The organism is Mycobacterium sp., from assembly GCF_004298145.1.
Classification (GTDB): Bacteria; Actinomycetota; Actinomycetes; order Mycobacteriales; family Mycobacteriaceae; genus Mycobacterium.
In genome coordinates, this window is record NZ_SCRH01000032.1 from 48,054 (window position 1) to 61,271 (window position 13,218).

Here is a 13,218-nt window from a genome sequence, read left to right on the forward strand (position 1 = left end):
TAGTGGCGATCGCAAGTGCGGTTGGGCCGGGCGCAGCGGGTCGCCACGCATGAGTCGGGTGGCGATCGCAAGTGCGGCTGGGCCGTTCAGCCGGGGATCTTGCCGAGGATGTAGTTGGCGATGTTGACCGCGGCCAGCCGGGGCCGCTCGCTGTCCGTGGTGCCGCTGGCGGACACGTTCAGGTCGATGACGACGTTGGCCTTGGCCGCGACGGCCCGCGCCGAGCGCACCTGTATTCCCTTGGGGGTCAAGTCCAATGTGGTGATGCCGTTGCCGGCGTCGGCGGGAGCGCTCACCGACATCGCGATCGGCTGCCCGCCCGGAGCTGTCACGGTGACGGTCGAGCCGCCACACTGGCGCCATCCCGACAGCAACGTGCCCAGCTGTGACTGCGCCCCGGCCGGATCGCGGAATGCCGCCACGCCCTGGATGACCTGCATCGACTTCAGCATGCTGCGCGTGTCGGTGAATTCGCCCGCGTGGTAGCCGGTAAAGGAGCCGGGGACGTAGGCGTCCGGGCTCCCGGCGGCGATGCTGCCCCAACATTCCGGGCGGTCGATGCTGCCGTCCTGCGCCGAGCGGCCCGGGCTGTTCCACGTCGGCCCGACCTCGAGGTTCGCATCGGCGGTGATGTTCCTCAGCGCATCCAGCCCCGGCAACAGCGTGGTGATCGTGTCTGGCGGGACCGTGGGGGGCGGGGGCCCGGCGGACGTGGTCGTGTCGTGCGCCACCCGATGGGAAGAGGGGGAACCGCCCAGCGTCGCCCACCCGGCCACCGCGACGACGGCCAACATGATGAACACGTACGACAGCGTCACCCCCACCAGGGCGCGGTCCCGGCCGAGTTCGCCGGTACGCCGGATCTGCGCCAACCCGAGGTGTCCCAAAATCGCTCCCGCGGGCGCGAACACGAACGCGAAAACCAGTGACAGCGTTGCCAAGGTGTTGACGGCCGGGCGGTACGGCGGGGGCGCCGGCGGCGGCGCGAACGCGGGCGGTTCCGCCGGCGGCTCCATCGGCGGCGTGGGCGGCGGGACCCGGCCGAGCGGGTCGTAGCTCAGCGGGTTCTGCCAGTACGGGTCCTGCGGGTTGGTCACGCCGGTGCCTCCTTCTCGGGGAGAACCTGCCCGAAATGTAGCCGATAACGGGCCCCCCGCGCCTGAGCCGAGGCCGTCACAGGCGCGGCTTTGCGATGCTGACCACATACCCCGCCTGGGCGCGGCCCACCCGTTTGACGGCGGTATTCGTCGGGTAGCCGCTTCGGTGAGCGCGCGACAGCCCCGCGCGCCGACACCAAAGGAGATGGGAGGGACTCCATGGCACACACCGTCATCAAGTCGCCCACCGACGTGGTCGACTTTCTCGTCAGTCAGCATGAGCAGATCAAGGTGCTGTTCGCCGAAACCCTGGCGGCATCCGGAGAAGTACGCGAGAAGGCCTTCGTCGAACTTCGGCGACTGCTTGCCGTGCACGAAACCGCGGAAGAGGAAATCGTTCACCCGCGTGCCAAGCGCAAGATTTCCGACGGCACCGCCGTAGTCGACGAGCGCCTCCACGAAGAGCACGAGGCCAAGGCCGTCCTGCAGCAGCTCGAATCACTCGACGTCGACAGCGAGGAGTTCACCCGCGAACTGACCAAGCTGCGTGACGCGGTGATCGACCACGCCGAGCACGAGGAGCAGGATGAATTCGCCAAGCTGGGTGAGGAATTGAGCGCGGACGAGCTGGATCGCATGGGCCGTGCCGCGCAGCTCGCCGAAGCCGTCGCACCCACCCGGCCGCACGCCGGGGTGGAATCCCAGGTGGCCAATCTGGCCGCGGGCCCGTTCGCCGCGATGCTCGACCGAGCCCGCGACGCCATCATCGGCAAGGGCTGACGAGCCGCCCGAGGCTGGGTACCCCCGCTCGGTGGGGGAGCGGGGGTACCCACGCCGTCTGGGCACTCGTATCCGTCGGCTCGCAAGTACGTGACCGCCACATCGAAGATTCCCGGCGCCGCCCGCTACCTCCCCGAGCAGCGGGGCATCGACGCGCTGCGCAGCGCGGCCGAAACATGCCAGGGCTGCTCGCCTTTCGAAGATGCCACCCACCCGGAGCTGACCTATCAGACCAATGCGGTCAAGCATTTCAAGTTCACGCGCAAGGGCGGCAAACGCCGCATACACCACAAGCCGGGCCGCACCGAGGTCGTCGCCTGCCGGCCCTGGCTTATCGCCGAGATCGAGGCCGTGCAGCCCGAGGTCATCGTGTGTCTGGGTGCGACCGCCGCACAATCGTTGCTGGGAGCCGCTTTTCGGGTCTCCGTGCGGCGCGGTCAGGAGGTCGAGCTCCCGTCGTCCATCGACGTACGGATGACACCCGAGCCGATCGTGGTGGCCACCGTTCATCCCTCGTCGGTGTTGCGCGACCGCAGCGACCGACACGACGAGGTCTACCGGTCGTTCGTCGACGACCTGCGCAGCGCGCGCTCCGGGCTGGCGTAACGGCGGCCGACCCCCGCCCGGGTCAGCTCTTCTTGTGCGGCATGAACTCCTGCACTTTGGTTTTCAGGCCAACCTTGACGAAGCCCACGCGGTCCTCGTCACCGGACAGCACCGCCGCGGTGGCCGACTTGAACTGCTCCCAGGTGGCGTGCGGCGGGATCGGCGGCATGTCGGGATCGGTAAAGACGTCCAGGACCGTGGGACGGTCGGCGGACAAGGCAGTGCGCCACGCGTCCGACAATTCGTCCGGGTCCTTGATGGCCATGGCGTTCAGGCCCAGGCTGGCCGCGAACGCGGCGAAGTCGACGTCCGGAAGGGTCTGGGACTCAGCGAATTTCGGTGCACCGGCCATGGCGCGCATTTCCCAGGTGACCTGGTTGAGGTCGTTGTTGTGCAAGATCGCGATGATCAGGCGGGGGTCCTTCCACTCGCTCCAGTAGCGCTTGATCGTGATCAGCTCGGCCATCCCGTTCATCTGCATGGCGCCGTCACCGGCGAACACGATGACGGGCCGGTCCGGATGGCCGAATTTCGCGCCGATGCCGTAGGGAACCCCGGGACCCATTGTCGCCAGCGTGCCCGACAGCGAGCCGCGCATGTCGCCCCGGAAGCGCAGGTTGCGCGCATACCAGTTGGCCGACGAGCCGGAATCGGCTGTCACGATGGCGTTGTCGGGCAGCTGCGGGGACAGCTCGGAGAACAGCCGCATCGGGTTGATCGGGTCGGCGCTGACCATCGCTTCCCTGTCCATGGTCTCCCACCAGCGCGCCACATTCTTCTCGATGCCTTCCCGCCACGACCGGTCTTCCTTGCGGCGCAGGTGCGGAATCAGGGCTCGCAGTGCGGTCTTCGCGTCGGCGACCAGGTTGACCTCGTACGGGTAGCGCATCCCGATGAGTCGGCCGTCGACGTCGATCTGCACCGCCCGGCACTGGTCGAACTTGGGCAGGAACTGCGTGTAGGGGAAGCTGGATCCCACCGTGAGCAGCGTGTCGCAGCCCATCATCAGCTCATAGCTCGGCCGCGTCCCCAACAGCCCGATAGAACCTGTGACCCAAGGTAATTCGTCCGACAGGACATCCTTGCCCAACAGTGCCTTGGCCGCACCCGCACCAAGGAGGTCGGCGACTTCGGCCAGCTCTTGGTGAGCCCCGCGCGCGCCGGTACCCACCAGCATCGCGACCTTTTTGCCGGCGTTGAGGATGTCGGCCACCTGCGCGATGGCGGTGTCCTCGGGGACGATGTCCGGGTACTCGATGCCCAGGCTGGAGGGCACCATCTTGAACGCATGTTCGGGCGGCGAGTAGGGCAGCTCCTGGACGTCGCTGGGGATGATCAACGCTGTCGGCGCCCGCTGGGTCATCGCTATGCGGATCGCGCGGTCCAGGACATTGGGCAATTGTTCGGGGACGGTGACCATTTGGACGTAGTCGCTCGCGACGTCCTTGAAGAGGTTCAGCAGGTCGACCTCCTGCTGGTAGTTCCCGCCCATGGCGCTGCGGTTGGTTTGACCGACGATCGCCACCAGCGGAACATGGTCGAGTTTGGCGTCGTAGAGGCCGTTGAGCAGGTGGACCGCGCCCGGGCCCGACGTGGCCGCACACACTCCGACCCGGCCGGTGAATTTCGCGTAGCCGACCGCCTCGAAGGCGCTCATCTCCTCATGGCGCGATTGGATGAACTTGGGCTTGTTGTCCGCCCGGCCCCACGCGGCGAGGAGCCCGTTGATGCCGTCGCCGGGATAACCGAACACGTGCTCGACGCCCCACGCCCGCAACCGCTCCAGCAGGTAGTCGGAGACCTCTTGTTTGGACATGATTTCCCTCCTGGGCAGACGATTCTTCAGTGCTGGCGGATGGGCGCCGGTGGCTGTTGTTTGAACCACCTGCCCGTATCGCCCCGGGACGTGCGGGCCATGGGATCGCCGCCGGCACCGACAGCGCCGCTACGGCAGGCAGCCGCCGATAGCCCGCTCTGGCACTTCCCACACCGGCCGGATTACCCGGAATCGCTTTTGTTATTCGCCTCAACGAGCCGGCCAGGTGACTCACAGCCAGTTATAAGCTGGTGATCGCGGATTTGTTCACGACGTCTTGCCCAGGGCGGCCGATGCGTTGGCGCTGTCGCCCCTGGCCACGCGCCGGATCAGCATCCGGGTGGCCTTGTCCAGAATCTCCTGGGTCACGTCGGTTTGACGAGCGCGTTCGGCGCGGCGCGCCGCGGCGGCGATGGTCAGTCCCTGCTCATAGCCGGTGACGACGCGGGGATCGACGTAGGAACCGCGCGCCACCGCCGGCGTATTGCCCAGCTCCTCGGCCACCTCTTTCATCACGGCGGCCTCGATGCGCTTGGCGGCCCGGCGCGAGACCGCCGGGCCGGCGGCGGCGAAGGCAGCCGCCGCCAGCACGGTGCCATGCCACGTGCGCAGATCCTTGACGGTGTAGCCGTCGCCGGCCAGCTCCTTGAATCGGGCATTGAGGTCATCTGCGTGCACATCTATCCACCCGGAAGCATTGCGGCACACCAACAATCACCCGGTACGGTTCGGTCGGCGCATCAGCGCGCGCACCGCCCGGACCACATCGGCATCCTCGATTTCCACGGTGCGCCGGATCCCGCTCTTGGCCGGAAAGTCGAATTCGACGGCGTCACGCCGAACCACCACATGTTGACACAACAGGGTGGACAGCCCGTAGGACTCGTGTTCCTCGGCGTATTGCTCGCCGCCGGAACGGAAGTAACCGCGATCGAGCAGCCGCAGCGCCAGCGCCAGCACCCGCTTGCGCGTTAAACCCTTGCGCGCCAGGTCTTTGGCGATCTCCGCCCGCCACGCGGGGAGGTGCGCCGACAGCTCCAGCACGCGATCGAACTTCTCCTCAGCGCGTTCCCGCTGCCAGGCGGAGTGATAGAGATACTGCCGGCGGCGGGCCGCGTCGACGCCGACGGCCTGGATATGGCCGTTGGGATACGGCGAGATCCACACGTTCTTCCAGGCCGGCGGGATGACCAGATCCTTGATGCGCGCCACGGTTTGCGGATCGCGAAGCGCCTTGCCGTCCGGTGCGTAGTAGGCGAAACCCTTCCCGCGTCGCTTGCGCGCGATTCCCGGCTCGCTCAACACGCTGCGGCGCAGTCGCATCTTCGACCCTCCGGTTCCGTTTGCCGACTGCACAAATATTGGCCAGAAAGTACCCGCCGGGAAAGCCGTTCACACGGCGCGATCAAACGAGGTGGACATCGAAACGAGGCCGGCATCGAAACGACGAAACGACCCGCCACGGCCCGAAACGGGATCGTGGCGGGTCGCCTCTGTGGCAGGATCAGCCGGCCATGAACTCGTGGTAGGCCGACTCCAGGTACGGCGGCAGGCCCGTGACGCCGCACTGCCGTTCGGTGTCGCCGATCGGCGCCAGGATGCCGCGCAGGTCGTGGTACTCCTGCGGATGGCCGGTGAAGTAGCCGCGCAGGCTGGCTGCGGCCTCGGGCCGCGGCTGACCGTAGGCGGCCATCACCGCCTGGTTGGCCCCCGGGTGTGCCGCCAGATAGTCCTGGGCGGACCCCTGCACCGAGGAGACGGTGGAGTTCACACCGGCCGGGCTGCAGTCGGGTGCTGCGGCCGCCGACGGCGCACCGATGACGCCCATGGCCATTCCCCCGAGCAGGCAGCCGGCGCTGATGCCGGCCACTCGCCGGCGCGCGACAATACTGCTGATTTTCATGATGTTTGTTGTCCTTCGAAACGAAATGGTTTTCTCGACAGAGGCTCCCGATCCTCGAAATCCAAAGTAGCGGAGCCCAACAGCGCTCCGTTGGCGAGTGCGGCGACCGCGGGTGGTACGGCGCGCACCCGCCGGCTATCACCTTGCTGGGCAAGCAACTTCGAGGTCAGTTCGGGTAACCGGATGGGGTGTGGCCCGGTGATGGTGCGCGGGGTGCGCGACTGCCCCAGGGCCGCTTCGACGAGTACGTCGGCGACGGTGTCGGCGGCGATGGGCTGAATCAGCCAGTCCTCGACGATCACCTGCTCACCTTCACAGCGCACGGCTTCGCAATGGGCGGTGCATTCATACCACTGAGTTGACTTCACCACCGTGGTCGGTACCGGGCCGTCGAGCAGGATGTTCTTCGCCTCCCGTTTGGCTTCGTAGTAGGGGATGCCGTCGAATTCCGGGTTTTCGATGCCCGCAATCGTCGGCACCACCAGACGCTGCACTTCTCGTGTGGCACACGCGCACACGACGTTGCGGGAAGCGATGGCCAGAGTCCGGCTGATGTCGGAGAGCTCGGGCGGCACCGGATAGGATACGTCGATTGCGACGTCGATCCCCGTGAGCGCCTCGGAGAGGTCTCGCCCGCTGAATAGATCGATCCCGTGTTCGCGTGAGATCTCCACCACCGCGACGTCACGCGATCTCAGTCGGGCAACAACGCGGGATCCGGCCGTACCGGTCGCCCCTATCACGGCGATCGTGGTCACCGCGCTCAGCCCCCTTCGAGCCGCCGGCTAGTACTACCCGGTAAATCCCCGTTCAAACCGCTTGACCGGCGGTCTGATATGTGAGCTTGGGCGGCAAAGCCATTCACGTGATCACCCGCACATTTCCGGCGCTGTCCAGGCGCAACGCGAGGCGGGGCGTTTGGTGCGGGCTGCGGCGGGAACGCCCTAGGAAGCCGAAGCTGAGTCGGCACGAGCCGGCGCGGACGCCGCCGAAGAGCGCCAAAAGAAAGATCAGTAAGCCGTTTCGTTAGGGGGTCCGGTCCAATTGTTGGGCCGGGCCCCTTTTCGCGCGCAGTGTTCAAACCGCCGCGCCCGGCTGTCCCTGGCATGACCCGCCCGCCGGTGCGTGGCGTGCGGTGGAATAGCCAAGTGGAGCACGGGCTTTGGAGCTCGCGTGTCCAGAGTTGTCGCGTTTCTGCGTGCCGGCCGCCCGTCCCGCGCGCCGGCCGGCCGGCGAGGAAGTCATGACCATCGCCGGGAAACGTGTTGTACCCCAGCATCACCCGGCCGACAGCATCGACGTCGGGTGGAGATCATCAGGGTGACCTGGCCACCGGCGCTAAACCCGCGGACTCACACCCGCTGCAGGTCCACCACCAGCGGGCGGTGATCGGAAATCGGCATGCGGCTGGCCTCGACCGCATCGCCGCGCAATCCGGGATCGTCGGTCAAGATGTGGTCGAGCTGGCGGTTGGGATTATCGGCGGGAAAGGTTTCCGCGAGAGCCAATGCGCGCATGCCCGACCAGCGACCAACGGTTTGCGGCGTCATGTTCAAGTCGCCGGTCAACAGCCGCGGCCCGGGGAAGCCGCGCAGGTCATGAACCACTCGGCGCAGCTGGCGCCGGTTCCAGCCCGGAACGAAGGACAGGTGCGTGTTGGCCACCGTCAGCCCGCCCATCGGGGTGTGCAGCTGCGCAATGACCGCGGCGCGCGCCTCCTCATCGACGACCATCACCCGGTTGGGGCCGGGCAGGTACATCGGAAACCGCATCGGGATGCGGGGTAGTCGCAAGACCTGCCATCTGGCCACCGGGTATCGCGACAGCAGGGCAATTCCGTAAGCGGCGGTCCCGGGCTGTTCGCGGCCGGTGGCGGCCATCCAGGTCGCCCCCGGGGTTCCGGAAATCGCCGCCACGAACCGGTGCTCGACCGCGCCCATGGCTTCGGCCGCCGCAGCGGTCAGGTCGGCCCGCTCGGAGCGTGGTTGATCACAGTCGACCTCCTGCAAGCTGAGCACGTCCGGATCGAGGCGGCGTACGCAGTCGCGCAGGCGCCGAACGTCGACGCCATCTCCGACCGTGCGGCCGTGCAGGATGTTGAATGTCGCCACGCGCATAGGCTTTCGCCTACCCACTTTCCCGCTCGCGCACGCACCGCGGCATTCCCGCGGCGGGTCGGTGCGCGGGTCACCGAAATACCAGCTCGCCCACCGCGAGGATGCGCTGAAGCACGAACCTGGGCAATATTGGTGAGGGTTCCCCGCCGGCGGGCTCGAGCTGGCTTCGATAGCATTGCGCCGCGCGGCGTTTGCGACCCATTGCCCAGCTGGGTGAGGGCACCGAATAGGCCCGGCCCCACGGCACCGCCGGATCGGCGAGATGCGCCCAATGCCACATCAGCACCGGGTATTCGAGCAGCGTCGCGCCGGTGCGGGCACACGCGGCCGAGGCCGCACGTCCCACGGCTTCGTGATCGGGGTCCCCGTCACCCCGCCACGTCGCCGCACACCAGGTCTCCGGACCGTCACCCTCGAGGATCTCCGCCAGCGTTTCGGCCAGCGCGTCCTCGTGATCTGTCAGCTCACCGTCGGGAAAACCCAGCGAGGTCGGACTGGGGATATTCAAAAGGCTGACCGCCCTGCCCAATTCGTATCTGCGGATGGTTTCCATCCGAAGTCGGTCCGAAGCCGACACGCCGGGTTGAGCGGCGCCCCCATCGCTGACCGAGACCACCCGGACGTCAACCCCCATCGCGGTCAGTTGCGTGGTCATCGCACCCAAGCCCAGGGTCTCGTCGTCGGGATGCGGGGCGACGACGATCAGCCGTCGACACTCGGTCAGATCCAGTGCCGGCAGGGGCCTTTCCTCGAAAGCGGCCAGCCACAACGGCACCGGGGTACCGCCGCGGGTCAGCGGCTTGGCCGCAAACCTTGCGCAGTTGCCTGCCGGCACGGTGATCACGGCGCCCTCATCGCCTGCTTGCCCGCCAGCCGCCCGAGCTCGGCCAGGTCTCGTTCCGCATGACTCTGCCGGATGTAGATGCTCAGATCGGCGACCCGTTGAGCGTGCCGTCCGTCCTGGCAGAGCGGGCCGGGGCCCAGGGCGCGCCCGCTGCGCGTAATTGCTTCGTCGACAGCGTGTTCCACGACCGTACGGACCCGGCGGGCCAGCAGTTGCGCGGTACCGAATCGGTCGAACGGATCGGCGTCGACCTGGATCGCCGCTTCGGCCAGCATCGCGTCGCTGGCGGCCAGCGCGGCATCCACCGCACCCAAGTGCGCCAGCGAATACGCGTCGGCTGATTTGCTTGCGGCGCAACGATATAGCGGGTCGGCGACCCTGCGTGCACCGCCGAGCCAACACGCGGCGACACCGATTGCGCCGTGCCAGAACCCCGGCCGATTCAGGTAGTCTCCGGGGTCGCCCACGGCGACGGCCTGGGCGTTGTTGAACTGGACCGGCCTGGTGTCGCTGCCGGCCATCCCCGCGTTCCACCAGGTGCTGGGCAACGCCTTGACAGCGGGGTCGGTCACCGTCACCGCGAACAGGCCTGGCGTCCCGTCGAGTCGAGCGGTGACCAGCGCGTGGGTGCAGAACCCGGCGCCCGAGCACCACACCTTCGTCCCGTTCAGGGTGAACGCGCCGTCGGCGCCGGTGGCACGCAGCGTCGCGTCCGGGGCTTCGGCCGCCCACACACCCCACAGCTGACCCGGGTCGGGAGGCTTACCGCCCAACTCGTGAAGTATCGCGACCGCGTCGACGTGCGACTCGGCGATCCTGGCCGCAACGATGTTGTCCTCGGCCAGCCGCGCCAGCCGCTGCCAGCGTTCGGTGGTGCGTCCCGACGCCGGAAGGGGTAACTCGAGTCGTCCGGACTCGAGCCAGTGTTCAACCAGCCCCGCCGTCACGCCGGACCCCCCGCCGCGGATCTCCCCGATGGCCTGAAGCGGTGGGCGAATCCGTAGGGGGCCCGGGCCGGAATCACGACGGCCGCAGCGCCATATGAGCGTGGTACCGCGCTTGACATAACGGACGATTTCCCCCGTTGGCCACAAGTTAAACGGTCTTACGATCGTCAACCGGCGGGTTGCCCGTGCCGCCGGCGGGGTATGACCTATGCACCATGGCACGCCTCGACGCACATGCCGACGCAACCAGCTGCGACTCGCGTTTGCGAGAGGCGCTGAGGGGCGCCGCCTCGGCGCTCAAGGAACATGGGCCGCGCTTCGCGCTGGCCGGTAGCTACGCGTTATGGGCCTACGGTGCACCGGAACCCAGCCATGATGTGGACCTCGCGGTGGCCGAAGCCGACGTGGAGACCGCGGTGGCCACCCTCACCAATGCCGGGTTCGTCATCGAACGGCCCCCGGAGGATTGGCTGTTCAAGGCGCGCACCGGCGATACGCTCGTCGACGTCCTGCACCGGATCAACGGCGTACCCGTCGATGCCGACACGTTGGACCATGCCGGACACCGCCGAAAACGACTACGCGGTCGCCTTCCTGGTGCTAGCCGACCGGCTTGGCCTGACGCGTCAGTGATTACGTAGCTTGGCCACCAGCTTGTCTTTCGTCAGGCTCGAATAGCCTGATATGCCAAGCTCTTTGGCCCGCTTCTTCAGCTCGGGAACGGTCCAGTCCTGATAGGACCCGGACTTGCCGCCCTTGCGGCCCACCGAAGACTTGCCCCGGGCGGCGGCCGCATTCGAAATCCGCGCGGCCTTCTCCTTGGAGTCGCCCTTCTTGCGCAGATCCTGATACAGCTTTTCGTTCTTGATCGACGAACGCGGCATGATCCATCCTCCTGTCCACGATGAGACGCCTTTTCAGTTATGCCCGCCCCGGCCGAACGGAAACCACCTTCCCTAGGCCGGCACGGGGTCGGTGCGCCGCTGCCAGCAACGGTGTTGGGCCAGAGCGCCGGCAAACTCCTCGACGAAGCGATCCGGCAACTCGTCGGCGGCGGCTTTGGTGGTGATGACGGATTGATCGTTGAGCACGTCGGTGTCCTCGGCGAGACGGCTGGTGATACCGGCGGTGCGCAGCAGATCGACGCCGGCGCCATAGGCGCCGATGGGCTTGAGATGCTTGTAGGCCTCGGTCACGAAGTGCACCGCATAACCGTCGTCGGAAAGCGTCGCGATGGAGCCCGGCCCGCACGCCACCACGACCGCGTCGTAGAGCACCGACGCCATCGTCGTGAAGGATCGGTCGACGGGGAGCTCGCCGCCGGATCCGCCCGCCAAGGTGCCGCCGGCCACCGGGGCCAACACCTCGACCACGGCGCCGCGCTGTCCCATCAGTTCGATAAAGCGCTGTGTGCCCACCACATCGACGCCATCGGCGGCCAGCACGGCGACCTTGCGCGATTCGATGGTGTCGCCCGCGTCGGTGACTTGCGACAGCGCCGGCGAGGCGGGCACCGTGTCGACCTGCTCCTCGGGCGGCGCGGGAAGTCCCAGCTTCGCGGCCACCTGCGCGGCCAGCTCGCCGTCGACCCGTGCGAGTTGTGCCACCACCGCCGAACGGATCTCGGGCACTTCCACCTTGCCGAGCTCGAAGGCGAACGCGGCGACGATGTGTTCGGCTTCCACGCGCGTCATGCTCGTCCAGAACATCCGCGCCTGACTGTGGTGATTCTCGAAGGACTCGGCCCGCCTACGCATCGTCTGGCCGTCCAGCCGCTGGGTGTAGTGCCGGAATACGTTCTCGTCGGCCAGCGCCGGACAGCCGCCGCCGATGCTGTTCTTGTAGTAGCTGGACCGGCCCTGCGGTATCGCATGCTGTCCGTAGCCGTCGTGCTGGTTGGTTCTGACCTCGGCCACCGGACGGTTGATCGGCAGCTGGGCGAAGTTGGGGCCGCCCAGCCGGATCAGCTGGGTGTCCAGGTAGGAGAAGTTGCGGAACTGCAGCAGCGGGTCGTTTGTGAAGTCGATGCCCGGCACCACGTTTGCGGTGTGGAACGCGACCTGCTCGGTCTCGGCGAAGAAGTTGTCCGGGTTGCGGTTCAACACCATCTTTCCCACCGGACGAACCGGAACCTGTTCCTCCGGAATGATTTTCGTCGCGTCGAGAAGATCGAAATCGAACTTGAACTCGTCCTTTTCGGCCACCAGCTGGACGCCGAGCTCCCACTGGGGGTACTGGCCCGACTCGATGGCCTCCCACAGGTCGCGGCGGTTGTAATCGGGGTCTTTGCCGGCGATCTTCTGACATTCGTCCCAGATCAGCGAGTGCACGCCGAGCCGCGGCTTCCAGTGGAATTTCACGAAAGTTCCCTCACCGCGGTCGTTTACCAGTCGGAACGTGTGTACGCCGAAGCCCTGCATCATGCGGTAGCTGCGCGGCAACGCCCGATCCGACATCAGCCACATGATGGTGTGCAGCGTCTCGGGTTGCAGCGACACGAAGTCCCACAGGGTGTCGTGGGCCGACTGCGCCTGTGGAATCTCGTTGTGCGGCTCGGGTTTCACCGCGTGCACGAAATCGGGGAATTTGATGCCGTCCTGGATGAAGAACACCGGGAAGTTATTGCCCACCAGGTCGTAATTGCCTTGTCCGGTATAGAATTTCGTTGCAAATCCACGCACGTCGCGCACCGTGTCGGCCGAACCCCGCGACCCGGCCACCGTGGAGAACCGCACGAACACCGGGGTCTGAAGGCCCGGTGTCGTCAAGAATTTCGCGGCGGTGTATTGCGCCAACGAGTCGTCGTACGGTTCGAAGTAGCCATAGGCGCCGGCGCCGCGCGCGTGAACCACGCGCTCCGGGATGCGCTCGTGGTCGAAATGGGTGATCTTCTCGCGGGCGTGAAAGTCCTCCAGCAGCGTCGGTCCCCGCTCACCGACGGTCAGCGAATCGTCGGTGGCCTCGACGCGCACGCCCTGCTGAGTCGTCAGGTATCCGGTGTCCCGACGGAACCGCGCGGACTCCAGGTCGCGCTGCTTCGGATTCTGGTCGGCCATGGCCTGCCTCTCTGACTGATTTGCTGTGATGGGCCGCTCAGCGGTGTGGAGT

General features: G+C 66.9%; 11 protein-coding genes and 2 pseudogenes. 3 read left to right on the top strand and 10 right to left on the bottom strand.

Annotated features, from left to right (window positions below; genetic code table 11):
• Positions 1–86 precede the first annotated feature (86 nt).
• Positions 87–1,097, bottom strand: a complete 1,011-nt coding sequence (locus EPN51_RS12150; RefSeq protein WP_293042559.1) for a sensor domain-containing protein — start codon at positions 1,095–1,097, stop codon at positions 87–89.
• A gap of 219 nt (positions 1,098–1,316) precedes the next feature.
• On the opposite strand from EPN51_RS12150, the gene EPN51_RS12155 reads away from it, so the two are divergent.
• A complete protein-coding gene (locus EPN51_RS12155) occupies positions 1,317–1,877 on the top strand; it encodes a hemerythrin domain-containing protein (RefSeq protein WP_293042562.1) in 561 nt (186 codons plus the stop codon).
• Between the two features lie 90 nt (positions 1,878–1,967).
• Entirely contained in the window at positions 1,968–2,483 is a 516-nt protein-coding gene (locus EPN51_RS12160) for a uracil-DNA glycosylase family protein (RefSeq protein WP_293042564.1), read from the top strand.
• 22 nt (positions 2,484–2,505) lie between these two features.
• On the opposite strand, the gene EPN51_RS12165 is transcribed toward EPN51_RS12160, so the two are convergent.
• The 7 genes and pseudogenes from EPN51_RS12165 to EPN51_RS12195 form a co-directional block, all read right to left on the bottom strand.
• Positions 2,506–4,299: a thiamine pyrophosphate-requiring protein gene (locus EPN51_RS12165; RefSeq protein ID WP_293042567.1), complete on the bottom strand. Its 1,794-nt coding sequence runs from the start codon at positions 4,297–4,299 to the stop codon at positions 2,506–2,508.
• 267 nt (positions 4,300–4,566) lie between these two features.
• Positions 4,567–5,622: pseudogene (locus EPN51_RS12170) on the bottom strand (DNA topoisomerase IB).
• A gap of 181 nt (positions 5,623–5,803) precedes the next feature.
• A complete protein-coding gene (locus tag EPN51_RS12175; RefSeq protein WP_293042569.1) occupies positions 5,804–6,202 on the bottom strand; it encodes a heme-binding protein in 399 nt (132 codons plus the stop codon).
• Positions 6,199–6,969, bottom strand: coding sequence for an NmrA family protein (locus tag EPN51_RS12180; RefSeq protein ID WP_293042727.1), 771 nt, complete (start codon positions 6,967–6,969; stop codon positions 6,199–6,201). The genes EPN51_RS12175 and EPN51_RS12180 overlap by 4 nt, the downstream gene beginning before the upstream one ends.
• A 585-nt stretch (positions 6,970–7,554) precedes the next feature.
• Complete coding sequence (locus tag EPN51_RS12185; protein ID WP_293042572.1) at positions 7,555–8,319, bottom strand: endonuclease/exonuclease/phosphatase family protein; 765 nt, start codon at positions 8,317–8,319, stop codon at positions 7,555–7,557.
• 70 nt (positions 8,320–8,389) lie between these two features.
• Positions 8,390–9,163, bottom strand: a complete 774-nt coding sequence (locus EPN51_RS12190; RefSeq protein ID WP_293042574.1) for a PIG-L family deacetylase — start codon at positions 9,161–9,163, stop codon at positions 8,390–8,392.
• Positions 9,160–10,110, bottom strand: a complete 951-nt coding sequence (locus EPN51_RS12195) for an acyl-CoA dehydrogenase family protein (RefSeq protein ID WP_293042576.1) — start codon at positions 10,108–10,110, stop codon at positions 9,160–9,162. Before EPN51_RS12195 ends, EPN51_RS12190 begins: the two co-directional genes overlap by 4 nt.
• Before the next feature lie 215 nt (positions 10,111–10,325).
• Between EPN51_RS12195 and EPN51_RS12200 the strand changes: the two are divergent.
• Positions 10,326–10,743, top strand: a pseudogene (locus EPN51_RS12200) (hypothetical protein).
• Here the strand turns inward: EPN51_RS12200 and EPN51_RS12205 are convergent.
• Positions 10,737–10,994, bottom strand: a complete 258-nt coding sequence (locus EPN51_RS12205) for a Rho termination factor N-terminal domain-containing protein (RefSeq protein ID WP_293042578.1) — start codon at positions 10,992–10,994, stop codon at positions 10,737–10,739. The pseudogene EPN51_RS12200 and the gene EPN51_RS12205 sit on opposite strands and share 7 nt — an antisense overlap.
• A 72-nt stretch (positions 10,995–11,066) precedes the next feature.
• Positions 11,067–13,166, bottom strand: coding sequence for a catalase (locus tag EPN51_RS12210; protein ID WP_293042581.1), 2,100 nt, complete (start codon positions 13,164–13,166; stop codon positions 11,067–11,069).
• Between the last annotated feature and the right edge of the window lie 52 nt (positions 13,167–13,218).